The sequence below is a fragment of the Inquilinus limosus genome (assembly GCF_051487185.1).
Taxonomy (GTDB): domain Bacteria; phylum Pseudomonadota; class Alphaproteobacteria; order DSM-16000; family Inquilinaceae; genus Inquilinus; species Inquilinus limosus_F.
In genome coordinates this window covers 221,943-245,863 of the sequence record NZ_JAHVDK010000005.1, presented here as the reverse complement: position 1 = coordinate 245,863, position 23,921 = coordinate 221,943, and the positions used below count along the sequence as shown (strand labels likewise).

The following is a 23,921-nucleotide window of genomic DNA, read 5'->3' as shown; positions in this document are numbered from 1 at the left end:
CCGTCTGGCCGTGTGGCCTTTATGGCACACTGCGGCCGCGCCAAGAGGAGCGGAATTCCATTATGCCGATTTCGCCGTTCGCGATCATCGTCCTGGCCATCCTGGTCCTGGCGATCCTCGTCATCTTCATGGGCGTCAAATCGGTGCCCCAGGGCCGCGAATGGACGGTGGAACGATTCGGCCGCTACACCCGCACCCTGCGCCCCGGCCTGAACCTGATCGTCCCCTTCGTCGACCAGATCGGCGCCAAGCTGTCGATGATGGAGACGGTGCTGGAGGTGCCGCAGCAGGAGGTCATCACCAAGGACAACGCCATGGTGACGGTCGACGGGGTGATCTTCTACCAGGTGCTGGACGCGGCCAAGGCGGCCTATGAGGTCGGCAATCTCGAAACCGCGATCATCAACCTGACCATGACCAACATCCGCACGGTCATGGGCTCGATGGATCTCGACGAGCTGCTGTCCAACCGCGACCAGATCAACGCCCGGCTGATGAAGGTGGTGGACGACGCCACCGAGCCCTGGGGCGTCAAGGTCACCCGCATCGAGATCCGCGACATCACCCCGCCGCGCGACCTGGTCGACAGCATGGCCCGGCAGATGAAGGCCGAGCGCGACCGCCGCGCCACCATCCTCGAGGCCGAAGGCACCCGGCAGGCGCAGATCCTGCGTGCCGAGGGCCTGAAGCAGGCGGCGATCCTGGAGGCCGAGGGCCGGCGCGAGGCGGCGTTCCGCGACGCCGAGGCGCGCGAGCGCTCGGCCGAGGCCGAGGCCAAGGCCACCGCGATGGTCAGCGAGGCGATCGCCGCCGGCAGCGTCCAGGCGATCAACTACTTCGTCGCCACCCGATACGTCGATTCGCTGAAGGCGATCGCCAGCGCGCCGAACCAGAAGGTGCTGTTCATGCCGGTCGAGGCGGCGAGCGTGATCGGCGCCATCGGCGGCATCGCCGAGATCGCGCGCGAGGCCTTCGGCCCGCCCGGCCCCGGAACCGACGGCGCCGCCCCGCCGACCCCGCCGCGGCGGCCGCCCGCCGGCCCCGCCCCCGTCCCTGCCGCGCCGGTGCCCGAGGGCGGGCCGTGGGGGCCGAAGTCATGATCGTCGAGGGCCCGGAATTCTGGTGGTGGTGGATCGCCGGCGTGGTGCTGCTGATCCTCGAGGTGATGGTGCCCGCCACCTTCTTCCTCTGGCTCGCCATCTCCGCCGGAGTGGTCGGCCTGTTGTCCTGGCTGCTCCCGCTCGGCTGGGAAGCGCAGGTGCTGATCTTCGCCGTGCTGTCGGTCGCCGCCGTGGTCGTCTGGCGAGTCTATCTGAAGCCGCGGGCCGAGGTCAGCGACCAGCCGACGCTGAACCGCCGCGGCGAGCAGTATATCGGCCGGGTGGTGACGCTGACCGAGCCGATCGTCAACGGCGTCGGCCGGATCCGCATCGCCGACAATACCTGGGGCGTCGAGGGCCCGGACCTGCCCGCCGGCACCCGCATCCGCATCGTCGCGGTGGTCGGAACGCGGTTCAGGGTGGAGCGGGCGGAAGAGTGAGGCTACGGCGTAGCTTGGGTTCGCGTGCCGCGAACCCAAGCTACGAAACTATGCGCGGGACGATGTCGATCCGGGGCGGATCGAAATCAATGTCCTCCGTTCCCGGGAGGTCAAGCAGTTCGATGATGCTGGGCTGGCCTCCGGTCAGCCGGCGATAGGTGTCATGGCGCATCAGCACGTAGGCCGGCTTCCCGCGATCGGTGATGATCACGGGTGCCCGATCGGCCTCGCGCTTGGCTCGGCCGACGTCTTGGCTGAACTCATGGCTGGAGATCGTCGTCATCGCGCTCGTCACGGCCCTATGCAGCATCACACGCCCCGGAGCGCCTCGTCGATCGCGGCGATGTGCGGCAGGCCGCCGGGGATCAGATGGGTCAGGGCGTTGAAGGCGTGGATCATGCCGGGCGCCATCACATAGGTGACCGGCACCTTCGCCTCCTTCAGCATCCGGGCATAGACCCGCGCCTCGTCGCGCAGCGGGTCGCATTCCGCCGCCAGCACGAAGGTCTTCGGCAGCCGCGACGGCACCGGATGCAGGATCGGCGAGGCCAGCGGATGGTCGGGCGCCTCCTCCGGCCCGAGATAGCATTGCCGGAACCATTCGAGGTCGGCGCGGTCCAGGCCGTAGCCCTCGCCGTAATCCAGCACCGAATGCTGGCTCATCGTCAGGTCGAGCCAGGGGCACAGGAGATAGGTCAGGGCGATGCGCGGCCCGTTCTCGGCCGCCGCCAGCCGGCTGATCGCGGCGGCGAGGCCGCCGCCGGCGCTGGTGCCGCCGACCATCAGACGGCGCGGATCGCCGCCGAAGGAGGCGGCGTGATGCGCGGCCCACAGCAGCGCGTCATAGGCGTCGTCGATCGCCGCCGGGAAGGGATGGTCGGGCCCCAGGCGGTAGCTGGCCGAGATCACCAGCGCCGGGGTGTTGGCGGCGATGCGCCGGGCCTCGTCCTCGCTCTCCTCGATGCCGCCGAGAACATAGCCGCCGCGGTGAAAATAGAGCGCCACCGGCAGCGGCCGCGTCCCCGCCCCCTTCGGACGCAGGATGCGCACCCGGCGCGGGCCGGCGCGGCCCTCGATCTCGTAATCCTCGACGAGCTCCATCTCCGGCAGTCTCGGCATCCGCGACAGCTTCAGCTCGCTGAACACCGCCTTCGCCCGGTCCGCCCCGATATCGGCCCAGGATTGGATGCTCGTCTTCTCCCGCCACCGCTCCACCGCCTCCAGATACGCCTCGCAGTCGGGATGCAGGATCATCAAGAACTCCGGATCGACGGAACGGCCCCTCCAACGACCAGGGCCCCTCAAGCACCCGGCCGAAACGCTCAGCGCGCGACCATCGTTCCGATGACGGGCGCCCAGAGCACGTCGTCGATATGGTCCGCCCCGGTCGCGAGCATCACCAAGCGATCGAAGCCTAGCGCGATCCCGCTGCAATCGGGAAGGCCGCCGCCGCGGTCCGGATCGAGCGCCGCCAGGAAGTCCTCGTCGATCGGGTAGCGCGCGCCGTAGAGCTGCTGCTTCAGCTCCATGTCGGCCTCGAACCGGGCACGCTGCGCCGCGGTGTCGGTCAGCTCGCCGAAGGCGTTGGCGAGCTCGAGCCCGGCGGCGTAGAGCTCGAAGCGCTCGGCAGTGCGCGGATCGGCTGGGTTGGGCCGCGACAGCGCCGCCATCGACAGCGGGTATTCGGTCAGGACGCAGGGGCTGCCGAGGCCGAGATGGGGCTCGATCCGCTCCAGGAACACGCGGAAGAACAGGTCGTCCCAGCGGTCGCCCTCGCGCGCCGGAATGCCGATCGCCGTCGTCGCCGCATTCAGCAGGGCCAGGTCGGGATTCAACGGGTCCGGCGCTGTCGCCAGCAGGTCGATGCCGGTGAACTCCAGGAACGCCTGCTGCACCGTCAGCACCCGCCATTCGGCCAAGGGGTCGCAGGACTTGCCGCGCCACTCCAGCCGGTCGCGGCCCGCCGCCCGCGCCGCCGCCTTGAACAGGCCGCGGCAGTCCTCGATCAGCGTCCGGTACCCCTCCCCCGCCCGGTACCATTCGATCATGGTGAATTCCGGGTGATGGGTGGCCGAGCGCTCGGCGTTGCGGAACACGTGGCTCATCTGGAAGATCCGCTCCAGCCCGGCGGCGAGCAGCTTCTTCATCGCGAATTCGGGGCTGGTGTGCAGGTAGAGCCGCTGCGCGTCGTCCGGATGCGGCCCGCGCAGCTCGGTCGAGAAGGCGACCAGATGCGGCTCCAGCCCCGGCGAGACCTGCAGCGCCGGGGTGTCGACCTCGAGGAAGCCGCGCTCGGCGAAGACCTGCCGGATGGCGGCGGTGATCCGCGCCCGCGCCTCCAGATAAGGCCGCTTGCGGGCATAGACGCCCTTCTGCCACCAGCGGCCGCGCAAGCCCCGGATGCCGGGTTCCGTCGCCATGGTTCGATCCGATCCTGTCATGCCGTCTCGATAGCAGGTCGCACGCCTCGGCGCAGCCGACTCGGCATTTGCCCTTCACCGGACTTGCTGCTAGGGTCCGCGCCCATCGCGCCACCCTGTCGTGCCGCCCCGGGCGCGCCAGCGGGGCGCGAAACGCATTTATCGCAGAAGATCCGCCATGAAGGTCAACGCCATCACGATCCGGCCGGGCAATGTCCTCGAATACGAGGGCAAGCTGATGCTGGTGACCAAGATCGAGATCATTCAGCCGGGCAAGGGCAACGCCGTCATCCAGGTCGAGATGCGCGACGCCCGCACCGGCACCAAGACGCAGCAGCGGTTCCGCACCCAGGAGACGGTCGAGCGCGCCCGCCTGGACGAGCACGAGATGCAGTTCCTGTACCAGGAAGGCGACCACTACACCTTCATGGACAATGAGAGCTTCGAGCAGACCCAGGTTCCGGCCGACGTCGTCGGCGAGCCGGCGCGCTTCCTGCAGGAAGGCATGGTCTGCACCGTGACCATGTATGAGGGCTCGCCGCTGTCGGTCGAGCTGCCGCAGACCGTGACCATGACGATCACCGAGGCCGACCCGGTGGTGAAGGGGCAGACCGCATCCTCCTCATACAAGCCGGCGGTGCTGGAGAACGGCGTGCGCGTGATGGTGCCGCCGCACATCTCCTCGGGCACCCGGATCGTCATCAACACGGCCGACGGCACCTATCTCGAGCGCGCGAAGGACTGATCCTCCCCGATGGCCGGACGTTCCCCCCTCATCACCGTCATGATCCGCGCGGCCCAGCGGGCCGGGCGCGGCCTCGTCCGCGATTTCGGCGAGGTCGAGAATCTGCAGGTCAGCCGCAAGGGCCCCGCCGATTTCGTCTCGGCCGCCGACCTCAAGGCCGAGGAGATCCTGCGCGAGGAGCTGACGCGCGCCCGCCCGCGCTTCGGCTGGCTGATGGAAGAAGGCGGCGTGATCGAGGGCGAGGACAAGGACCGGCGCTGGATCGTCGATCCGCTCGACGGCACCACCAACTTCCTGCACGGCATCCCGCATTTCGCGATCTCGATCGCGCTGGAGCAGGAGGGCGTGCCGGTGGCCGGGGTGATCTTCAACCCGGTTACTGACGAGCTGTACTGGGCCGAGAAGGGCGCCGGCGCCTTCCTCAACGACCGGCGCCTGCGCGTCTCCAGCCGCAAGAACCTGTCCGACGCGCTGATCGGCACCGGCATGCCGTTCAAGGGCCGCGGCGACAGCGTCGCCTATCAGCGCGAGCTGGCGATGATCATGCCGCATGTCTCCGGCATCCGCCGGATGGGGGCGGCGTCGCTCGACCTCGCCTATGTCGCCGCCGGCCGCTTCGACGGATTCTGGGAGACGGCGCTGAGCCCCTGGGACATCGCCGCCGGCATCGTCCTGGTGCAGGAGGCCGGGGGCTTCGTCACCGACATCGATGGCAAGGGCCCGGCCCTGACCGCCGACACGGTGGTCGCCGGCAACGCGCTGATCCACAAGACGCTCGCCATGGCGATCGCCAAGACCCGCGCCCCGCGCGCGCCGAAGGCCGCCGCGTCCTGACGCCGCTCGCCGCCTCTCACGAAAGCAGGAGAGGCGGCGTAAGGCTGCATTCCTTTGACCGATCACCCTGTCCTCATGCTGCTTGGCGATTGTTTCGCCCTCCTCCCCTGAGCTATGGTCCGCCCCGTCGCATGCGGGTGTATGATCGGTGATCCGTAGCGTGGAGAGGTTCGGCTTGGCCCATCGTCAGCAGACCGACCGGCGGGCGTGGACCCGTGCGGCGGTCCTGGTCCTTCCCGCCGCCCTGATGCTGGCGGCGGCGACCGCATCGGCGGAGGATCCGCTCGCCTCCGGCGAGCTGCCGCTCGACACCCGCCTCCTGACCCGCAGCGAGACCGCCCAGTCGGCGTCGCTGCCGGTGCCGATCTCGGCCGGGCCGGTCAACGGCCCGATCCCGTTCGTCAAGCCGTCCTGGGCCGAGATCCCGTCCCTGCCCAGCCTGGTCGACGAGCCGCCGCCGGCCTTCGACGCCGACGTCATCGTCAAGGGCGCCGGCTTCGCCGATCCGAACGTCAAGGTCAAGGCGGTGCCGGGAATGGGCCCGAAGGACATGGTCGGCCTCGTCGTCGGCGACGGCTTCCGCATCCGCTTCGCCCCCGGCGCCGAGGAGATCGGCACCGAGGCGGGCGACCTGCTGTCCGGCCTGGTCGAGCGGCTGGCCGCCGACGGCGGCAGCAAGATCGAGATCCGGGCCTATGCCGGGGCGAAGCCGGACCCGGCCGGGGCCCGCCGCATCTCGCTCAGCCGCGCGCTCAACATCCGGTCCTTCCTGATCGATCGCGGCATAGACAGCAAGCGCATCGCCCTGCGCGCCCTCGGCAACACCTCGCCCCCGGACCAGCCCGCGGACCGCGTCGAACTGCGGATTCAATAGAAGGCCCCTGATGTCGATTACCGCCCTGGCGTCCCGCCCGTCCTCGATACGCCCGGCGATGTCCAGCCCGAGGCGGTACCTCGTCCGGATGACGGCCTTCGTCATCGTCGTCGCCATCGTCGCGGCCGTGCTGGCGCCCGGCGTCGCCTCCGCCTTCATGGCCAACCCGGCGCTGAACGGCGTGATCCTGGGCGCCACGCTGTTCGGCATCGTCTTCTGCTTCCGGGCGGTGCTCAACCTCGAGCCCGACATCCGCTGGATCGAGGCCCATCTGGCGCAGCGCGCCCAGGGCGGCCGGATGGCGGCGGTGCAGCCGCGTCTCCTGGCCCCGATCGCCCGGGTGATCGCGGAGCAGCAGGGCGAGCCGAGCCTGTCCCCCCTCGCCACCCGCTCGCTGCTCGACGCCGTCGGCGCCCGCCTCAGCGAAAGCCGTGAGATCTCGCGCTACCTGATCGGCCTGCTGATCTTCCTTGGCCTGCTCGGCACCTTCTGGGGCCTCCTGGAGACGGTGCGCTCAGCCAGCGGCGTGATCGCCGGGCTGGACATGGAGGCGGCTGACCCCAGCGCCGCCTTCGCCACCCTGAAGCACGGGCTGGAGGCGCCGCTGATGGGCATGGGCACCGCCTTCAGCGCCTCGCTGTTCGGCCTCGCCGGCTCGCTCGCCCTCGGCTTTCTCGAGCTGCAAGCGGGCCAGGCGCAGAACCGCTTCTACAACGAGCTGGAGGACTGGCTCTCGGCCTACACCCGCCTGTCCGGCGGGCCGCAGCAGGGCGGCTTCGAGATCGAGGTCGCCGAACGGGTGCCCCCGGCCTATGTCGAATCAGTGGTGGCGCAGACGGCGGAGAACCTGGATGCGCTGCGCCGCCTGACCGCGCAGGCGGAGGAGGAGCGCCGCGGCCAGGGCGGTGCGCTCGTCACCGTCGCCAACCAGCTCGCGGCGATCGACGACCATCTGCAGGGCCAGCAAGCACTGATGGCCAAGCTGGCCGAGGGCCAGGCGGCGACTGCGGCGGTGCTGGGCCGCCTCGCCGCCACGCTCGAATCCGACCGCTTCGGCATTGACGAGCCGACCCGGCAGCACATCCGCAGCCTGGACACCACGGTCCGCCGGATGATCGAGGAGATGTCGACCGGCCGGATCCAGCTCTCCGGCGAGATCCGCAGCGAAATCAAGCTCCTGGCCCGCACCATCGCCGCCCTGGCGGAAGGGGCCGAGGGGCGCTGACCGGATGCTGATGCGCAGCCGCTTCTCCTTCAGCGAACGGCGCCAGGTCGATGTCTGGCCCGGCTGGGTGGACGCGCTGTCCTCGCTGCTGATGGTCGTCATCTTCCTGCTGATGGTGTTCCTGGCCTCGCAGTTCTACCTGTCGACCGTGGTCAGCGGCCGCGACGAGACCGTCGGCCGGCTGAACCGCCAGGTCAACGAGCTGACCGACCGGCTGGCGCTGGAGCAGGAGAGCGGGCGCGACCTCAAGGCCCGCGTCGACCGGCTGTCCGCCGATCTTGAGGGCAGCGCCCGCGAGCGCACCGATCTCGGCAACCGCCTCGCCACCGTGCAGCAGGACCGCGACGCGATCGACCGGCAGTTGCGCTCCGCCCTGGCCCAGATCGAGACCCTGACCGGCAGCACCGCCGACCGCGACGCCCAGCTCAAGGAAGCGGCGCGGGTGATCCAGGACAACCAGGCGACGATCGAGCGGCAGCGGCGCGAGCTGGCGCAGCTGCAGTCCGACCTGGCGACGCTGCGCACCGGCACCCAGGACCGCGACCTGACCGTCGGCAATCTCTCGACCGCGCTCGCTGACGCCCGCAAGGAGGCGTCGGATCTCGGCCAGGAGCTGGACCGCACCCGAGCGGAACGGGACCAGGCCCAACAGGACGTCCAGGCCGGGCAGAACCGCGTCCAGGTGCTGGAGGCGCAGGCCGCCGCCTCGCAGAAGGACGTGCAGGAGCTGACCGCCCGGGTCGAGCAGCTCAACGCCCGCATCGCCGATCTCAGTGGCACGCTCGACCGCGCCACGGCGGCGCTGGCGACCGAGAAATCGACCAGCGAGAGCGAGCGCAGCCGTGGCCGGCAATTGGCGGAGGAAGCGGCGGCGCTGCGCCAGCAACTGGCGCAGATCGAGTCCACTCTGCGCGACTCGGAGAAGACGGTCAGCGACAAGGATGTCGAGATCGCCAACCTCACCTCCCGGCTGAACCAGGCGCTGGTGCGCCGGGTCGACGAGCTCAACCGCTCGCGCTCGGTCTTCTTCGGCCGGCTGCGCGACGTGCTCGGCGACCGGCCGGATGTCCGCGTCGTCGGCGACCGCTTCGTCTTCCAGTCGGAGGTGCTGTTCCCGGTCGGCTCGGCCGAGCTGCAGCCGGGCGGGCAGGAACAGCTCGCCGCCTTCGCCGCGACGCTGAAGCGAATCGCTGCCCAGTTCCCGCCGGATGTCGACTGGCTCTTGCGCATCGACGGGCACACAGACCGGCAGCCGATCACCGGCGGCCCGTTCGCGAGCAATTGGCAGCTCTCGACCGCCCGGGCGCTGTCGGTGCTGAACTTCCTGGCGAGCCAGGGCATCCCGCCGCAGCGCATGGCGGCTGCGGGTTTCGGCGAGTTTCAGCCGCTCGATCCCGGCAGCACACCCGACGCCTATCGCCGCAACCGCCGCATCGAGCTGCGCCTCGACCAGCGCGGCGACAGCGGCCCGGAGGTCACTCCGACAGCTCAGTGAGCGGGCGGAAAAGCGTTGCGTCGGGTTTCTTGGGACCGTAATCATCCCGGACCCCGGGGCCGCGGTCCTGGCAGGAATGAAGGGTGCAGAATGAAGAAGCTCCTGACCGGCGTCGCGGCGGCTGTCGTCGTGCTCGGATCCGTGCAGGCGGCGCAGGCCGCTTCCGTGCCTATCTGGATCGGGATCGGTTCGGCCGCGATCCTCGCCGCCGGCATCATCGGCGAGACGTCGGAGGTCGGCGACATCCGCGTCGGCAACGGCGCCACCGGCGTGCCGATGTCGCTGACGGTCGGTGCGGGCTACTACAACATCCTGAACGACAAGGGCGACAAGGCCCACGAGGACCGCGACAAGGGCGGCGCCGGCATCGGCCGCGTGGAGCTGCGCTTCAACCAGGAATTCCTGCGCATCCGACCCTTCATCGGCGTAGAGGGCACCACCGATTCGGCCGGCTATGTCTATGGCGGCGGCATGGTCGACGTCCGCTTCGGCGATCATTTCATCCTGTCACCGAACGCCGCGATCGGCGCCTATTTCGATGGCGACGGCCGCAAGATGGGCTCGACCCTCGAATTCCGCACCGGCATCGAGGCGGCCTGGGAGTTCGACAACCGGATGCGGATCGGCGCCGCCTTCCACCACATCTCCAACGCCGGCATCGGCGACGTGAACCCGGGCGTCGAGACCTTGACGCTGAACCTCTCGATCCCGCTGAACTGATCAGGGGCCGGCACCGGCCCCGACAATCGCAGACCGTCATCGGTCTCGCCGTCGAAATCAGCCGGCGGCCGGGGTGCCGTGGTTCTTCTTGAGGTGCCAGCAGCGACCCGCCCCGGGGCCACGACCTTCGCGCTCCGGGCAGTCGCAGCCCCCTCGGGCCGACCGTCGCCGCCCGTCGGGCCCACCGGACCAGGCCCGGCCTATGGCTTCGTGCTCGCCTGTTGGTTCCGGAAGGCCGCCTCTCCGGCGTCCGACACCTCGACCCACTTCTTGTCGGGCGCTGCGCCTGCGACGTAGCTGTCGTGCCAGTTCCACCACTTGTAGGTCGGGGTCTGAGGATAGCCCTCGGGCGAGTCCTCCCAGACTTCCTGCCGGCCCAGCGGCGTGATGTCGAGGTAGTTCCAGGTACCCCCCATCTGCTCGTCGCCGCGGTTGTTGACGAAGTAAGTGCGGAACACGCGGTCGCCGTCGCGGTAGAACACGTTCGTGCCGTGCCACTCATCCACGCCGAAATCGGCGTCGAAGCTGTCCGTGATGGTGAACCACGGCATCTTCCAGCCCATCCGCGCCTTCAGCCGCGCGATGTCCGCCTGAGGCGCACGCGAGACGAAGACGAGGGTGGTGTCACGGGCGTTCAGGTGGGCGACGTGGGCGACCTGATCGGCCACCATGGAGCAGCCCCGGCAGGCGTGGTCGGGCCAGCCAAACACTCCCGGCTCGAAGAAGGCGCGGTAGACGATCAGCTGACGCCGGCCGTCGAACAGATCGAGCAGGCTGACCTTCCCTGCAGGCCCCTCGAACGCATAGGCCTTCTCCACGGCCATCCACGGCATTCGCCGGCGCTCGGCGGCCAGGGCGTCGCGGGCGCGCGTCAGGGCCTTTTCCTTCACGAGCAGCTGCTGGCGGGCCGCCTCCCACGCCTGCGGCGACACGACCGGCGGCGTGTGCATGGCAGCGCCTTTCCGTCCGTTCTCGGCTGATGTCGTCATGGCTTTGAACCCTCCTCACTTGGCCGAATGCCCGCGCCACGTGGCCGAAGCGCAATTCATTCGACGCCGTCGCTCGTTGTTGGTCGTGAGGTAGATTGATGCCGGGCATCGAACAGTGGGGAGTGACAAGTGTGGCGGGAGTCCGATGGGCTCGCTTCGCGGAACGAGAGTCCGATCCCGCCGTCACCGCCGGCCGGCGTGCCGGCCCCCGACGTCACCGATGCTCATCGCCAGGATGCGGCTGATCTCGGTGAGGTCCCGCCCCGATTCCGCCGACCAGCGGTTGAAGGCCTGCTGCATGGCCTTGAAGTCGCCCTTGCTGCTCGGAGCCCGAGTCAGCACGCCTTCGCGGATCAGCGCCGCCACCACGTCCTGGGTCGGGATGAAGGCCGGCTTGCCGATCGAGCGCAGGAAGCGCATGCCGGTGTCGCCCCCCATCCGGCTGCCGCGCTTCTTCAGGACCTCCAGCAGGCCGACATAGTCGTCGTCCGGCCATTCCGCGAGGAATCGGGCGGCGCTGCCATGCTCGGCCGCCAGGTCCAGCACGAATTGGGCGTTGGCCGGGACCGACTGGATCTTCGCCCCATGCCGGACGATGCGGCCGTCCTTCAGGAGGGCATCGAAGCGCTCCTCGGACAGCGCGGCGCAGCGGGCGGGGTCGAAGCCGTCGAAAGCCGCCTCGAAGCCGTCCCATTTGCTGTCGATGACTTTGGACGAGAAGCCGGCGTAGAACACCCGCCGCGTCATCGCCGAGAGGATGCGGTCGTCCGGCGTCGCAGCGATCTCCGCGGGGGTGCGGGACCTGGTCTCGGCCAACGCGCGCTCGAGCACGTCCATGCCGCCCCGGCGCTCCGCCGCCAGCGCGACGATCCTCGCGAAATCGCCCATGCCCCGCCTCCCTCGGTTCCGGCGCAGGCGGAGAGCAAGCCCCTCCCGCCCGCGTGGATCTAGAGAAAAACGGGGCCGGCCCGTTCCGTCAACGAGTCAGCGGCTTGTACTTGATCCGGTGCGGCTGGTCCGCCTCGACACCCAGGCGGCGCTTGCGGTCCTTCTCGTAATCCTCGTAGTTGCCCTCGAACCACACCACCTGGCTGTCGCCCTCGAAGGCCAGCATGTGGGTGGCCAGGCGGTCCAGGAAGAAGCGGTCGTGGCTGATGATGATGGCGCAGCCGGGGAAGGCCAGCAGCGATTCCTCGAGCGCCCGCAGTGTCTCGACATCGAGATCGTTGGTCGGCTCGTCGAGCAGGATGACGTTGGCGCCCGACTTCAGCATCTTCGCCAGGTGGACGCGGTTGCGCTCGCCGCCCGAGAGCTGGCCGACCTTCTTCTGCTGGTCGCCGCCCTTGAAGTTGAAGGCGCCGACATAGGCGCGGCTGGGCATCTTGCGCTTGCCGAGGTCGATCTCGTCGAGCCCGCCCGAGATCTCCTCCCACACCGTCTTGTTCGGCGCCAGGTCGTCGCGGCTCTGGTCGACATAGCCGAGCTTGACCGTCTCGCCGATCCTGAGCGTGCCGCCGTCCGGCTGCTCCTGCCCGGTGATCATCTTGAACAGCGTCGACTTGCCGGCGCCGTTCGGGCCGATCACGCCGACGATGCCGCCGCGCGGCAGGCGGAAACTGAGATTGTCGATCAGGAGGCGGTCGCCGAAGCCCTTCGACAGCCCTTGAGCCTCGATCACGTTGTCGCCCAGGCGCTCCGGCGTCGGGATCAGGATCTGGGCCTGGCCGGGCGCCTGCTCGCGGCTTTGCGCCAGCAGCTCCTCATAGGCGTGGATGCGCGCCTTTTGCTTGGCCTGGCGGCCGCGGGCGCCCTGCCGGATCCACTCCAGCTCGCTGGCCAGGGTCTTCTGCCGGCTCGACTCCTCCTTGGCCTCCTGGGCCAGGCGCTTCTCCTTGGCGTCGAGATAGGCCGAGTAGTTGCCCTCGTAGGGGATGCCGCGGCCACGGTCGAGCTCGAGAATCCAGCCGGTGACGTTGTCGAGGAAGTAGCGGTCGTGGGTCACCATCACCACGGTGCCGGCATAGTCCTCCAGATGACGCTCCAGCCAGGCCACGGATTCGGCGTCGAGATGGTTGGTCGGCTCGTCCAGCAGCAGCAGATCTGGCTTGGACAGCAAGAGCTTGGCCAAGGACACGCGGCGCTTCTCGCCACCCGACAGGTTGGTCACCGGGCTGTCGCCGGGCGGGCAGCGCAGCGCGTCCATGGCGATCTCGACGGTGCGGTCGAGGTCCCAGGCATCGGCCGCGTCGATCTTCTCCTGCAGCTCGGCCTGCTCGGCGATCAGCGCGTCGAAATCGGCATCCGGCTCGCCCATCGCCTCGCTGACGGCGTTGAAGCGGTCGACCATCGCCTTGATCGGTCCCAGCCCCTCCATAACGTTCTCGGCCACGGTCTTGTTCGGGTCGAGCTGCGGCTCCTGCGGCAGATAGCCGACGGTGGCGCCCTGCGCCACCCAGGCCTCGCCGGTGAACTCCTTGTCGATGCCGGCCATGATCCGCATCAGCGTCGACTTGCCGGAGCCGTTCGGGCCCAGCACGCCGATCTTCGCGCCCGGCAGGAAGGACAGCCAGATCTTCTCCAGCACGACCTTGCCGCCTGGATAGGCCTTGGTCATGTCCTTCATCACGAAGACGTACTGGTAGGAGGCCATCGAAGCCGCTCCGTCACAAACCGGTCTGGGGAGGCCCGGGTTTTAGCCCATGGGGACGCCGAAAACCAGGGTTGCTTCGGCCATGGGCGCATCGCTTCTCCGCCTGCTATGACATGGGCATGACTCGCACCCGCAAGACACCTGCCCCGGAGACCGACGCGATCGTGGTCGGCGGCGGCCCGGCCGGGCTGCTGACGGCATTGCTGCTGGCCCGGGGCGGCATCGCGACCGTGCTGGTCGCCCCGCCGGCGCCGGAGGATCATCGCACCACCGGGCTGCTGGCCGGGTCGGTGCGGATCCTGGAGCAGGCCGGGGTCTGGCCGGCGCTGCGGCCCGTGGCGGCGCCGATGCGGGCGATCCGGCTGATCGACGACCGCGATCGCCGTATCCGCGCGCCGGAGGTCGTGTTCCGCGCCGCCGAGATCGGCCTGGAGGCCTTCGGCTTCAACGTCGCCAACCGCGACCTGGTCGCCGCCCTGGCCGACGCCGTCGCCGCCGCGCCGCAGCTGCGCCGGGTGGCCGATGCGGCCGCGGAGATCCGCATCGGCATCGGCGGTGCGACGGTTCGGACCCGCGCCGGCGAGACGCTGCGCGGCCGGCTGGCGGTCGGCGCCGACGGCCGCAATTCCGTGGTGCGCACGGCAGCCGGCATCGGTGTGCGGCGCTGGGGCTACGACCAGGCGGCGCTGGTGACCACGCTGCGCCACGCCCGCGGCCACGACGACACCTCGACCGAGATCCACACCACCGCCGGCCCCTTCACGCTGGTGCCGCTGGGCGAGCGGCGGTCGAGCCTGGTCTGGGTGACACGGCCGGCCGAGGCCGAGGCGCTGGCGGCGCTCGATGACGCAGCGCTGGCCCGGGCCATCGGCCGGCGGGCCGAGCCGATCCTGGGCGCGGTGACGCTGGACGGGCCGCGCCAGATCTTCCCGCTGTCCGGCCTGGCCGCGCGGCGGCTGGCGGTGCCGCGGGCGGCGCTGGTCGGCGAGGCGGCCCATGCGCTGCCGCCGATCGGCGCCCAGGGCCTCAATCTCGGCTTCCGCGACGCCGCCGCCATCGCCGAGATCGCGGCCGCGGCCGTTCGCACCGGAACGAACCCTGGCGCCGCGGCGGCGATGGCGCGCTACGAGGCCCGGCGGCGCGGCGACGTCGCCAGCCGCAGCGCCGGGGTCGACCTGCTGAACCGGTCGCTGCTGACCGACGCGGCCCCTGCCCTCGCCCTGCGTGCCCTGGCGCTGCAGGCGGTGAAGCGGGTCGCGCCGCTGCGCCGCCTGCTGATGCGGGAGGGCATCGCGCCGGGAGGCGCGTGATCGGAGCGCGTTCTACTGCGTGATGTCGACGTTCGTCCGGTCGCGCAGGAACAGCAGGCCGATGACCACCGTCATCACCGCGACCCCGATCGGATACCACAGCCCGGCATAGATGTTGCCCGAGGCCGCGACCACGGCGGTGGCCAGGAGCGGCAGCATGCCGCCGAACCAGCCGTTGCCGATGTGGTACGGCAGGGACATCGAGGTGTAGCGGATCCTGGTCGGGAACAGCTCCACCAGGAAGGCCGCGATCGGCCCGTAGACCATGGTGACATAGATCAGCATCACCACCAGGATCAGCAGCGTCATGCCGTAATTGACCTGGCTCGGGTCCGCGACGGCCGGATATTTCGCCTCCGTCAGCACGGATTTGAGCTGGTCCTGGTTCCAGCCGGCGACCTCCGTGTTGCCGATCCTGGTCACGACCTGGCTGCCTGCCGCTGCGTCGGCGCTGGTGAAGGACAGCCCGGCATTGGTCAGGAAGTTCTTCACCCGGTCGCATTCGCTGTAGGCGGTGCTGGCGGTCGGGAACAGGTGGAAGCTGCAGGTCGCCGGATCGGCCGTGACCGTGATCGGCGTCGTCGCCTGGAAGCTCTCCAGCGCCGGGTTGACGTAGTGGGTCAGGCCCTGGAACAGCGGAAAATAGGTGAGCGCGCCGAGCAGGCAACCCACCAGGATGATCTTCAGCCGGCCGATCCGGTCCGACAGCCAGCCGAAAAAGATGAAGAACGGCGTGCCGATCAGGAGCGCGATCGCGATCAGCGTATAGGCGGTCAGGTAGTCGAGCTTCAGCGTGATCTGCAGGAAGAACAGGGCGTAGAACTGTCCCGTGTACCAGATCACCCCCTGCCCCGCCGTGGCGCCCAGGAGGGCCAGCAACACGTATTTGTTGTTGGGGTAGCGGAAGAAGCTGTCGCGGATCGGGTGGTCCGAGCCGCGGCCCTCCGCCTTCATCCGCCGGAACACCGGCGACTCGTTCAGCCGCATCCGGATGTAGACCGAGAAGACCAGCAGGACGAAGGAGAGCAGGAATGGCACGCGCCAGCCCCAGGACCGGAACGAGGCGTCGTCCATGCCGATGCGGCAGAGGCCGATGACCAGCAGCGACAGGAAGAAGCCGAGCGTCGCCGTGGTCTGGATCCAGCTGGTGGAATAACCGCGGCCTTTGGCCGGCGCGTGCTCGGCCACATAGGTCGCGGCGCCGCCGTATTCACCACCCAGCGCCAGCCCCTGCAGCAGGCGCAGCGTGACCAGGAGGATCGGCGCCAGATAGCCGATCGCCTCATAGGTCGGCAGCAGACCGACCAGGACGGTCGCGCTGCCCATCACCAGGATGGTAACGAGGAAGGTGTATTTCCGTCCGACGATGTCGCCGACATGGCCGAACACCACGGCGCCGAAGGGCCGCACCAGGAAGCCCGCGGCATAGGTGGCGAAGGCGGACAGCAGTGCCGCCGTCTCGTTGCCGGGCGGGAAGAACAGCGCCGCGAAGAACGGCGCCAGCGTCGCGTAGAGATAGAAATCGTACCACTCGAAGACCGTGCCGAGCGACGAGGCGAAGATGACCTTGCGCTCTTCCTGGCGGCTGACGAGGCGGCCGCCTTCAGCAACCGTGGGTGCCGAGACCGTCATTCCGAATTCCTCCCCGAATATGGCCTCCCGGCTCGTTCGAGCTGCTTTTGAAGTCAATTATACGCCAACTCGTCCTGGACCAGCCTGTCCCGAATTCGGCTGACCGGCGGGACGGTGGCGGCCGGCTGCCGGCGCTGCTACGGTTCCGTGACGGCTCTCGAGGCCCGCCACGCTCACAACCGACGACGCCCAATGCCTGCCAAGAAGAACCCGCTCGGCCTGAACCCGCTGCAGCTCAAGACCCTGACGGTGCTGCAGCAGATGGCGCAGACCCCCCGTTTCGCCACGCCGCAGGAGGACGGCACGGTGCTGGTCTCCAGCTTCCCGCCGCCGCATGGCGACCACTACCATGTCGGCGACGCGGTGGTGATGGGCCGGGACATGACCGGGCTGCACAACATCGCGGTGTTCGCGGCGCTCGAGCGCAAGGGGCTGATCCGCTCCGGCTTCCCCGGCGCCGCCCTGCTCACCGCCGACGGCCTGGCCTATGACACAGGCCTGGCCGGCACGATCCTGCACCGCGCCGACCACTGACCGGCCGGTCCGCGATGGCACCCCGCTTCACCATCCTGTCGCCCGACGCGCAATATGCCGACGACGCCGTGATCGAACGGCAGGTCGGCGGCGCCGATGTCGAGTTCGTGATCCGGCGCGAGCGCGAGCGCCGGAAGATCCCGGACGAGGTCTATGCCAACTGCGACGCGCTGCTGACCTGGCACGAGCTCAGGATCGACCAGTCGGTGATCGACAAGCTGACCCGCTGCCGGGTCATCGTCCGCGCCGGGGTCGGCTTCGACCATATCGACCTGGCGGCGGCCGGCGCCGCCGGCATCCCGGTGGCGAACACACCCGACTACGGCACCAGCGAGGTCGCCGACCACGCGATCGGCCTGATGCTGGCGCTGCTGCGCGGCATCCCGGCCTATGACCAGGCGCTGCAGGCCGATCCGGCCGGGAACTACGTGCTGGAGGCCGGGCGCCTGACCCGGCGCATCCGCGGCGGCCGCTTCGGCATCGTCGGGCTGGGCCGGATCGGCACCGCCACAGCGATGCGGGCCAGGGCCTTCGGGCTGGAGATCCTGGCCTACGACCCCTACATCCCGCGCGGCCAGGAGATCGCCCTCGGCATCACCCGGGTCGAGACCCTCTCCGATCTTCTCTCCGCCTCGGACATCGTATCGATCCACGCGCCGCTGACGCCGGAGACCAGCCGGCTGTTCGGCGACGCCGCCTTCTCGGTGATGCGGCCACACGCGGTGCTGATCAACACCGCCCGCGGCGCCATCGTCGACCTGGAGGCGCTGCACCGCGCGCTGGAGGCGGGACGGATCGCCGGCGCCGCGCTCGACGTCCTGCCGGAGGAGCCGCCGCCCCAGCCGCTGCCGGCGCTGCTGGCCGCCTATCGCGACCAGCCGGACTGGCTGCGCGGCCGGCTGATCCTGACGCCGCACGCGGCTTGGTCGAGCCCGGAGAGCCAAGCCGATGCCCGCCGTCTCTCGGCCGAGACCGCGGTCACCTATCTGCGCAGCGGCGCCCTGCGCAACTGCGTCAACGAGGCATTCCTGGACCGGAAGAAGCTGCGGCGCTGAAAGACCGGCTGCCTTTGAGATCGACCTTTCCGACCTTTTTCGTCATGGCGAGGCGCGCAGCGCCGCGGCCATCCAGGGGCCGGCGCCGCTGGATGGCCACGCCCCTTCGGGGCTCGCCATGACGACGAGGGGCATGAGTTCTTGATAACGATGGTTGGGGGATTCCGATGACCCAGGATCGGCTCTACGGCGACCCGGATCTGGCCAGCTTCTACGATGTCGATAACGGCTGGTCGACGGACCGGGAGTATTGCCGGTCGCTGGCGGCGGGATGCGCCTCCGTCCTCGATCTCGGCTGCGGCACCGGCTGGCTGGCGGCGGAGCTGGCGGGCGAGCCGGGACGCACGGTGTTCGGCGTCGACCCGGCGGAGGCCATGCTGGACATCGCCCGCACCCGCCCGGTCGGCGACCGGGTGACCTGGGTCCAGGGCGACGGCCGCAGTGTCCGGCTGGGCCGGCGCTTCGACTTCATCGTGCTGACCGGCCACGCCTTCCAGGTCTTCCTGACGCCGGAGGACCAGCTGGCGGCGCTGCAGACCATCGCCGCGCATCTGGCGCCGGCAGGCCGGTTCATCTTCGACAGCCGCAACCCGGCGATGGAGGAGTGGCGGGAGTGGACGCCCGCGGAGTCGGGTCGCCGGATCGAGCATCCCCGCTTCGGCGCGGTGGACGCTTGGAACGATGTCGAGCACGACCCGGCCACCGGTATCGTGACCTACGGCACCTTCTACCGGATCATCGCCGACGGCCGGGTCCTGTCCTCATGCTCCCGCATCGCCTTCCCGCCGCGCGACCAGCTCGAGCGGCTGATCGCCGAGGCCGGGCTGGCGGTCGATTCCTGGCTGGGCGACTGGACCGGCGCCCCCTGGACGCCGTCGTCGCGCGACATCATCCCGCTGGGCCGGCAGGCCTGAGAACACGAAAAGCCGGCCTCCCATGCGGGGGCCGGCTCGCGGACCAGCATCGTCGGGCGCCCGTCCGGGCGCCGCGCGATCAGGACTTCTTCAGGCCGAACGCCTCGAAGCGCTTGTTGAACTTCGCCACCTGGCCGCCGCGGTCGACCAGCTTCTGCACACCGGTCCAGGCCGGGTGCGACTTCGGGTCGATGTCGAGACGCAGGGTGTCGCCCGGCTTGCCGTACGTGCTGCGAGTCTTGAACTCGGTCCCGTCGGTCATCACGACGGTGATCTCGTGGTAGTCAGGATGAATATCGGTCTTCATGGCCGGGGGCTCCGCACAAACGAGGGGGCCGTATAACGAAACCGGCGGCGAAATGCAAGGTCGGCGCCGTGCATGGCTCACGTCGCTTCGTCGAGAACCGTCCCCAGCTTCGCCAACAGCGCCTCGGCTTCGCCCGGGCCGTAGGGCTCGGCGGTGCCGGCGCCCCAGACCGGGCCGGGCCAGGCGGGGTCGCCCGCCCGCCGCGCCAGGACATGAACATGGAGCTGCGGCACGACGTTGCCGAGCGCGCCGATGTTGATCTTCATCGCCGGGAACACCGCGGCGAGCGCGCACGCCGCCAGCATCGTCTCCTGATGCAGCGTCGCCTGGTCCTCCGGCGCCAGGGTGTGCCATTCCACCGCCTTCGCCCGCCGCGGCACCAGCAGCAGCCAGGGGAAACGACGGTCATTCATCAGCCGCACCTGAGACAGCGACCAGTCGCGCCATTCCAGGGTCGAAGCCGCGATCCGCGGGTCGAGGGCGAATCCCGCTTCCTTCCCGGCGCTCATGACGGCAGCCCCGTGCGGCGGCGCAGCTCCGGGTCGCGGATGCTGAGCTCACGCCCGACCAGGTCCTGCGCCTCGGGCCCGCACAGCCAGGCGATGACGCGGGCCGGATGCTCCGGCGGCGCATGCGCCTCGCGCGGCATCTGGCTGACCGGATTGATGCCGGAAGCGCGGATCTCGCCCTGCATCTCGGTGTCGACGGTGCCCGGGCGGAAGCCGAAGGCGCGGACGCCCTGCCCGCCATATTCCAGATGCAGCGACCGGGTCAGCATCGCCAGGCCGGCCTTGCCGGCGCAGTATGCGCTCCAGCCCTCATAGACGTTCTCGGCGGCGCCGGAGCTGACATTGACCACAGTGCCGCCGCCGCGCGCCACCATGCCGGGCAGCACCGCCCGCAGCACGGCATAGGCACCAAGCAGGTTGACCGTGAAATTGCGGGCCCATTCGGCGGGCTCGCAGTCGAGGAGCCGGCCGATCGGCCTGACCATGCCGGCATTGTTGACCAGGATGGTCGGCGCGCCCAGCGCGTCGGCCGCTTGCTTCACCATCGTGCCGGCCCAGGCGACGTCGCCGATGTCGCCGGCGATGGCAATCGCCCGGCCGCCGGCGTCGCGCAGCTCGCGGGCGATGCCGTCGATCGCCTCGGCCGACCGCGCGGTCAGCGCCACCGCCGCGCCTTGCGCCGCCAGCGCCCGCGCCGCGGCGGCGCCGATGCCGCGGCTGGCCCCGGTGACCAGGGCCATCTCCCCGTCCAGGCGGGGCAAGGCGTCAGGTTCGGTCATGGTCATGCATCCCCTTCTCGCGTCTCGTGCAGTCTACTCCAGCCGCTCATCCCCGCCATGCCCGGCCCTCGCGGATGCGAAAGGACAGCACCCGCCGCACCCGCTCCTCCACCGTCGTGTCGCCCTCGATGCGCAGCACCGGGCAGGGCAGCTGTGCCAGCCAGGCCTCGTGCGCCTCGCGGTTGCGGCCGACGCGGGTGCCGACATCGTAGGCCTCCGCCCAGTCGAGGAAGACCTGGTGGATCACATGCATGGCGCCGCCGGGGGCCAGCGCCGCGGCGCCGTAGCGCTCCACCTCGCGGGCCCGCAGCCGGGCGAGCCGCAGCGCTGGCGGGATGGTGAGGAAGACGACCAGGTCGAATCGCGGGATCAGCGGATCGCCCCACCCCATCAGCGAACCGGTCAGGACCCAGCGTTCGGCCGGGCCGATGGCTTCGTCGATCAGCGCCAGACGCTCGGGAACCGGCCGCTTCTCCCGGAACGGCGGATCGGTCGGCAGCCAGTAGAAGTCGTCCGTGTCCAGGTGCCGCGCGCCGGTTTCAGCCGCCAGCGCCCGGCCCAGCGTCGTGGTGCCGGAGCCGGATGCGCCGGTGATGTGGATGCGTCTGGGCGCCATGACTTCCCCCTCACGCTCTGCGCCTTGCACATAGAGCAGGGACATGATGTTGTCGCCCCGCCTTTCCCTTCCGCCTTTTCCTGCCCCGGGCCTGCCATGCTGGTGATCTTCGACTGCGACGGCGTGCTGATCGACTCGGAAGTGATCTTCTGCGCCGTCGATTCCGAGGCCCTGGCCCGGCTCGGCCATCTCGTACCGCCGAGCGAGATCGCCCGTCGCTTCTGCGGCACGCCGCACCATGTGGCCTGGAGCACGCTGGCGGCAGAGCTCGGCTTCACGGTCGAGGAGCGGATGATCGAGGACATCCGGGCGGAATGCGCCCGCCGTTTCGCCGACGAGCTGCGGCCGATCGCTGGCGCCGTCGATGCGATCATGGCGGCCGCCGGGCTCGGTCACCCGCCTTGCGTCGCCTCCTCCACCGGCCTGCCCAATCTGCGCCGCAACCTGGAGACGGCGGGGCTGCTGCCGCGGCTGGACCCGCATGTCTTCTCGGCCAGCCAGGTGGCGCGCGGCAAGCCAGCGCCGGACGTCTTCCTCTACGCCGCCTCGCAGATGGGCGCCGACCCGGCCGACTGCCTGGTGATCGAGGATTCGGTCGCTGGCGTCACCGCCGCCCGCCGGGCCGGGATGAAGGTGGTCGGCTTCACCGGCGGTGGCCATGCCGACCCCGAGCTGGCGCTGCGCCTCAGGGCCGCCGGCGCCGGCCGCAGCTTCGCCACGATGGCGGAGATCGCGGCCTGGCTGGCGGCCGGGGTGCCGCCGCCGAGCTATGACGGCGCGCTCAGACCAGCGCCATCAGCTGTCGCGCCAAATCGGCGACGCCCGGCGCCACGGCGGTGACCGGGCCACTCTGCGCCCCGCTCTCCAGGAAATCGTCGGTCACGCCGCCCGCCTCGCGCACCAGAACCAGGCCGGCCATCACATCCCAGGCGTTGATGTGGGCGGCGGAGAAGCCGTCGATCCGGCCGTCGGCGACATAGGCCAGCAGCAGGGCCGAGGAGCCGATCCGCCGATATTCCGCGCCGTGCGACAGGATGTGGTCGATCTGGCGGACATGCGCGTCGACCTTCCGGCCCGGCGCGTAGCCGACGCCGATCACCGCCGCCTCCGGCCGGGCGGCGGCGTTGACCGCGATCGGCGCGCCGTTCCGGATGGCGCCCTGCCCCGCCACGGCGCTGTACAGCTCGTCATGCACCGGATCGTAGATCACGCCCAGCGCCGGCTTTCCGTCGACGGTGGCGCCGATCGAGACGCACCAGATCGGCCGGCCGCGCATGAAGTTGGCAGTGCCGTCGATCGGGTCCAGCCCCCAGACGATGCGGGCGTCCTGCCGGTCCAGCCCGAACTCCTCGCCCAGCACGGCGTGGTCGGGGAAGGTCTCGCGCAGCCGGTTGCGGATCAGGGTCTCGACCGCCTTGTCGACCGCGGTGACGAAATCCTGCGGCCCCTTGGCCTCGACCGCGAGGTCCCGGCGCTCGGCCAGCTGGGCCAAGGCCAGACGGCCGCCGGCCCGGGCCAGCGCCTCGGCCACGATCCGCATCAGGGCCAGGGTCTGTCGATCGCTCACCGGTCTCTCCTGTCGCTTGAGAAGCCCGCGATCATCCGGGACCGGCCCCTTCCTCGACAACCGCGTAATGCTGGACCCTGCCGTCGAACCGCATCAGCGCCGCCACGGCTTCCGGCTCGACCACAGCCTGTTCCGGATCATCGCCGGCGAAGGCGCGGATCGCCTCCATCGACTCCCAGCGGGTCAGCACCATGAACTCGATCTCGCCCGGCCGGTTCTGGCGCAGCAGCGAGGCGCCGCGGAACCCGGCGATGCCGCGCAGCGCCGGCAGCACGGCGCCGTGGAAATGCTCGGGATAGGCCAACGGGTTGGACGGCGCGGCCCAGCCGCGCCAGACGCGGACGATCATCTTCTTCCTCCTTCAGGCATCGAGCTCGAACAGCTCCGGCCGGCGTTGAGCGATGGGTCCGAGCGACGACAGGATCTCGCGCAGATGCCGGCGCATCGCTGCCTCGGCGGCGTCGGGATCATGCGCCCGCAGCCCCGCCACGATCTCCTCATGCTGCGCGATCAGCATCTCCAAAGGCGAGACGTCGGGCAGGCTGAGATAGCGCACCCGGTCCATCTGCGCCTTCATGTGCTCGATCGTGCTCCAGGCCGGCAGACAGTCGATCGCCTCGATGATCAGGCGGTGGAAAGCCTCGTCGAGCGCCAGGAAGCCGGCATGGTCCTGCCGGCGGGCCGCGTCGCGCTGCGCCTCCAGGTTGCGGTTCAGCCGCTGCAGCTCCGCCTCCCCGATCGTCTCGGCGGCGAGGCGCACCACCGCCGCCTCCACCGCCTCGCGGATGAAGCGCCCCTGCTCGACCTGCCGCTTCGAGATCTTGCGCACCCGGGTGCCGCGCTGCGGCAGAACCTGCAGCAGCCCCGCTTCCACCAGCTTTATGAAGGCCTCGCGCACCGGCTGCCGCGACACGCCGAACATCTCCGACCCGTCCTTCTCGGACAAAGCGGTGCCGGGTGGCAGCAGGCCGGTGATGATCGCCTGGCGCAGCCCCTCATAGACCTGCCGGCCGATCGGCCCCTCGCCGCTCAGCGGGATGCGCCCCGGCAACGTCCCCGGCTCCTGCGCCCTTCGTCGTCCGGCCATCTTTCCTCCCGTTTCGGCTCGTCGTGCCCCAGCATACAGAGGATCGCCGGGTCCGGTAGACCATGACCATTCACATTTGCCATACTTGTATGGTGATTCAAGATGCGCTAAGGGTCGGG

At 69.9% G+C, this 23,921-nt stretch carries 27 protein-coding genes; 13 read left to right on the top strand and 14 right to left on the bottom strand.

Annotated elements, in window-relative coordinates; genetic code table 11:
- Positions 1-62: 62 nt before the first annotated feature.
- Together KXR53_RS08080 and KXR53_RS08075 are read left to right on the top strand one after the other, a co-directional pair.
- Positions 63-1,100, top strand: a complete 1,038-nt coding sequence (locus KXR53_RS08080; protein ID WP_437374594.1) for an SPFH domain-containing protein — start codon at positions 63-65, stop codon at positions 1,098-1,100.
- On the top strand, positions 1,082-1,540 hold the full coding sequence (locus KXR53_RS08075) for an NfeD family protein (RefSeq protein WP_437374593.1): 459 nt from the start codon (positions 1,082-1,084) through the stop codon (positions 1,538-1,540). Before KXR53_RS08080 ends, KXR53_RS08075 begins: the two co-directional genes overlap by 19 nt.
- A gap of 40 nt (positions 1,541-1,580) precedes the next feature.
- On the opposite strand, the gene KXR53_RS08070 is transcribed toward KXR53_RS08075, so the two are convergent.
- The 3 genes from KXR53_RS08070 to epmA form a co-directional block, all read right to left on the bottom strand.
- Positions 1,581-1,823, bottom strand: coding sequence for a type II toxin-antitoxin system Phd/YefM family antitoxin (locus KXR53_RS08070; RefSeq protein ID WP_437374592.1), 243 nt, complete (start codon positions 1,821-1,823; stop codon positions 1,581-1,583).
- A 26-nt stretch (positions 1,824-1,849) separates the two neighbouring features.
- Entirely contained in the window at positions 1,850-2,794 is a 945-nt protein-coding gene (locus KXR53_RS08065) for an alpha/beta hydrolase (protein WP_437374591.1), read from the bottom strand.
- A gap of 68 nt (positions 2,795-2,862) precedes the next feature.
- Positions 2,863-3,960, bottom strand: a complete 1,098-nt coding sequence (epmA, locus tag KXR53_RS08060) for an EF-P lysine aminoacylase EpmA (protein ID WP_437374590.1) — start codon at positions 3,958-3,960, stop codon at positions 2,863-2,865.
- A gap of 178 nt (positions 3,961-4,138) precedes the next feature.
- Here epmA and efp point away from each other — a divergent pair, with 178 nt between their 5' ends.
- From efp to KXR53_RS08030, 6 genes are all read left to right on the top strand, one after another.
- The gene (gene efp / locus KXR53_RS08055) at positions 4,139-4,705 is read left to right on the top strand and encodes an elongation factor P (RefSeq protein WP_026873981.1); all 567 of its coding nucleotides are present in this window, start codon (positions 4,139-4,141) and stop codon (positions 4,703-4,705) included.
- Between the two features lie 9 nt (positions 4,706-4,714).
- On the top strand, positions 4,715-5,539 hold the full coding sequence (locus KXR53_RS08050) for an inositol monophosphatase family protein (protein WP_437374589.1): 825 nt from the start codon (positions 4,715-4,717) through the stop codon (positions 5,537-5,539).
- A 175-nt stretch (positions 5,540-5,714) separates the two neighbouring features.
- Complete coding sequence (locus KXR53_RS08045; RefSeq protein ID WP_437374588.1) at positions 5,715-6,413, top strand: OmpA family protein; 699 nt, start codon at positions 5,715-5,717, stop codon at positions 6,411-6,413.
- A 10-nt stretch (positions 6,414-6,423) separates the two neighbouring features.
- On the top strand, positions 6,424-7,638 hold the full coding sequence (locus tag KXR53_RS08040; RefSeq protein ID WP_437374587.1) for a flagellar motor protein MotA: 1,215 nt from the start codon (positions 6,424-6,426) through the stop codon (positions 7,636-7,638).
- Positions 7,639-7,642: 4 nt separating this feature from the next.
- Complete coding sequence (locus KXR53_RS08035) at positions 7,643-9,133, top strand: peptidoglycan -binding protein (protein ID WP_437374586.1); 1,491 nt, start codon at positions 7,643-7,645, stop codon at positions 9,131-9,133.
- A gap of 90 nt (positions 9,134-9,223) precedes the next feature.
- Positions 9,224-9,853 (top strand): acyloxyacyl hydrolase, encoded by a 630-nt coding sequence (locus tag KXR53_RS08030; protein ID WP_437374585.1) that lies wholly within the window; start codon positions 9,224-9,226, stop codon positions 9,851-9,853.
- Between the two features lie 200 nt (positions 9,854-10,053).
- Here KXR53_RS08030 and KXR53_RS08025 read toward each other — a convergent pair whose 3' ends face one another.
- The 3 genes from KXR53_RS08025 to ettA form a co-directional block, all read right to left on the bottom strand.
- Positions 10,054-10,842, bottom strand: a complete 789-nt coding sequence (locus KXR53_RS08025; protein ID WP_437374584.1) for a DUF899 domain-containing protein — start codon at positions 10,840-10,842, stop codon at positions 10,054-10,056.
- Between the two features lie 183 nt (positions 10,843-11,025).
- Entirely contained in the window at positions 11,026-11,730 is a 705-nt protein-coding gene (locus KXR53_RS08020; RefSeq protein ID WP_437374583.1) for a DNA-3-methyladenine glycosylase I, read from the bottom strand.
- Between the two features lie 88 nt (positions 11,731-11,818).
- Positions 11,819-13,492, bottom strand: a complete 1,674-nt coding sequence (gene ettA / locus KXR53_RS08015) for an energy-dependent translational throttle protein EttA (protein ID WP_437374582.1) — start codon at positions 13,490-13,492, stop codon at positions 11,819-11,821.
- 119 nt (positions 13,493-13,611) lie between these two features.
- On the opposite strand from ettA, the gene KXR53_RS08010 reads away from it, so the two are divergent.
- Positions 13,612-14,802 carry a UbiH/UbiF family hydroxylase gene (locus tag KXR53_RS08010; RefSeq protein WP_437374581.1) on the top strand — a complete coding sequence of 397 codons (1,191 nt, stop codon included), beginning with the start codon at positions 13,612-13,614 and terminating at the stop codon, positions 14,800-14,802.
- Between the two features lie 12 nt (positions 14,803-14,814).
- Here KXR53_RS08010 and KXR53_RS08005 read toward each other — a convergent pair whose 3' ends face one another.
- On the bottom strand, positions 14,815-16,434 hold the full coding sequence (locus KXR53_RS08005; protein WP_437374580.1) for an MFS transporter: 1,620 nt from the start codon (positions 16,432-16,434) through the stop codon (positions 14,815-14,817).
- Positions 16,435-16,626: 192 nt separating this feature from the next.
- On the opposite strand from KXR53_RS08005, the gene KXR53_RS08000 reads away from it, so the two are divergent.
- The 3 genes from KXR53_RS08000 to KXR53_RS07990 all read left to right on the top strand — a co-directional run bounded on the left by KXR53_RS08000 (position 16,627) and on the right by KXR53_RS07990 (position 18,937).
- A complete protein-coding gene (locus KXR53_RS08000) occupies positions 16,627-16,968 on the top strand; it encodes a hypothetical protein (RefSeq protein ID WP_437374579.1) in 342 nt (113 codons plus the stop codon).
- A gap of 14 nt (positions 16,969-16,982) precedes the next feature.
- Positions 16,983-18,023 (top strand): C-terminal binding protein, encoded by a 1,041-nt coding sequence (locus tag KXR53_RS07995; RefSeq protein ID WP_437374578.1) that lies wholly within the window; start codon positions 16,983-16,985, stop codon positions 18,021-18,023.
- A gap of 167 nt (positions 18,024-18,190) precedes the next feature.
- The gene (locus KXR53_RS07990) at positions 18,191-18,937 is read left to right on the top strand and encodes a class I SAM-dependent methyltransferase (RefSeq protein WP_437374577.1); all 747 of its coding nucleotides are present in this window, start codon (positions 18,191-18,193) and stop codon (positions 18,935-18,937) included.
- Between the two features lie 79 nt (positions 18,938-19,016).
- Here the strand turns inward: KXR53_RS07990 and rpmE are convergent, their stop codons facing one another.
- The 4 genes from rpmE to KXR53_RS07970 all read right to left on the bottom strand — a co-directional run bounded on the left by rpmE (position 19,017) and on the right by KXR53_RS07970 (position 21,148).
- Positions 19,017-19,244: a 50S ribosomal protein L31 gene (gene rpmE / locus KXR53_RS07985; RefSeq protein WP_437374576.1), complete on the bottom strand. Its 228-nt coding sequence runs from the start codon at positions 19,242-19,244 to the stop codon at positions 19,017-19,019.
- Positions 19,245-19,321: 77 nt separating this feature from the next.
- Positions 19,322-19,753, bottom strand: coding sequence for an HIT domain-containing protein (locus tag KXR53_RS07980; RefSeq protein ID WP_437374575.1), 432 nt, complete (start codon positions 19,751-19,753; stop codon positions 19,322-19,324).
- Positions 19,750-20,532, bottom strand: coding sequence for an SDR family NAD(P)-dependent oxidoreductase (locus KXR53_RS07975; protein ID WP_437374574.1), 783 nt, complete (start codon positions 20,530-20,532; stop codon positions 19,750-19,752). The genes KXR53_RS07980 and KXR53_RS07975 overlap by 4 nt, the downstream gene beginning before the upstream one ends.
- 46 nt (positions 20,533-20,578) lie before the next feature.
- Positions 20,579-21,148, bottom strand: a complete 570-nt coding sequence (locus tag KXR53_RS07970; RefSeq protein WP_437374573.1) for an AAA family ATPase — start codon at positions 21,146-21,148, stop codon at positions 20,579-20,581.
- A gap of 96 nt (positions 21,149-21,244) precedes the next feature.
- Here KXR53_RS07970 and KXR53_RS07965 point away from each other — a divergent pair, with 96 nt between their 5' ends.
- Complete coding sequence (locus KXR53_RS07965; protein ID WP_437374572.1) at positions 21,245-21,988, top strand: HAD family hydrolase; 744 nt, start codon at positions 21,245-21,247, stop codon at positions 21,986-21,988.
- Here the strand turns inward: KXR53_RS07965 and KXR53_RS07960 are convergent.
- Genes KXR53_RS07960 through KXR53_RS07950 form a run of 3 tightly spaced genes read right to left on the bottom strand, consistent with a single transcriptional unit; the run spans position 21,930 to position 23,802 of the window.
- Positions 21,930-22,715, bottom strand: a complete 786-nt coding sequence (locus KXR53_RS07960) for an inositol monophosphatase family protein (protein WP_437374571.1) — start codon at positions 22,713-22,715, stop codon at positions 21,930-21,932. The genes KXR53_RS07965 and KXR53_RS07960 overlap by 59 nt on opposite strands.
- Before the next feature lie 31 nt (positions 22,716-22,746).
- Positions 22,747-23,064, bottom strand: a complete 318-nt coding sequence (locus tag KXR53_RS07955; RefSeq protein WP_437374570.1) for an antibiotic biosynthesis monooxygenase family protein — start codon at positions 23,062-23,064, stop codon at positions 22,747-22,749.
- A 12-nt stretch (positions 23,065-23,076) separates the two neighbouring features.
- The gene (locus tag KXR53_RS07950; protein ID WP_437374569.1) at positions 23,077-23,802 is read right to left on the bottom strand and encodes a GntR family transcriptional regulator; all 726 of its coding nucleotides are present in this window, start codon (positions 23,800-23,802) and stop codon (positions 23,077-23,079) included.
- Positions 23,803-23,921 lie beyond the last annotated feature (119 nt).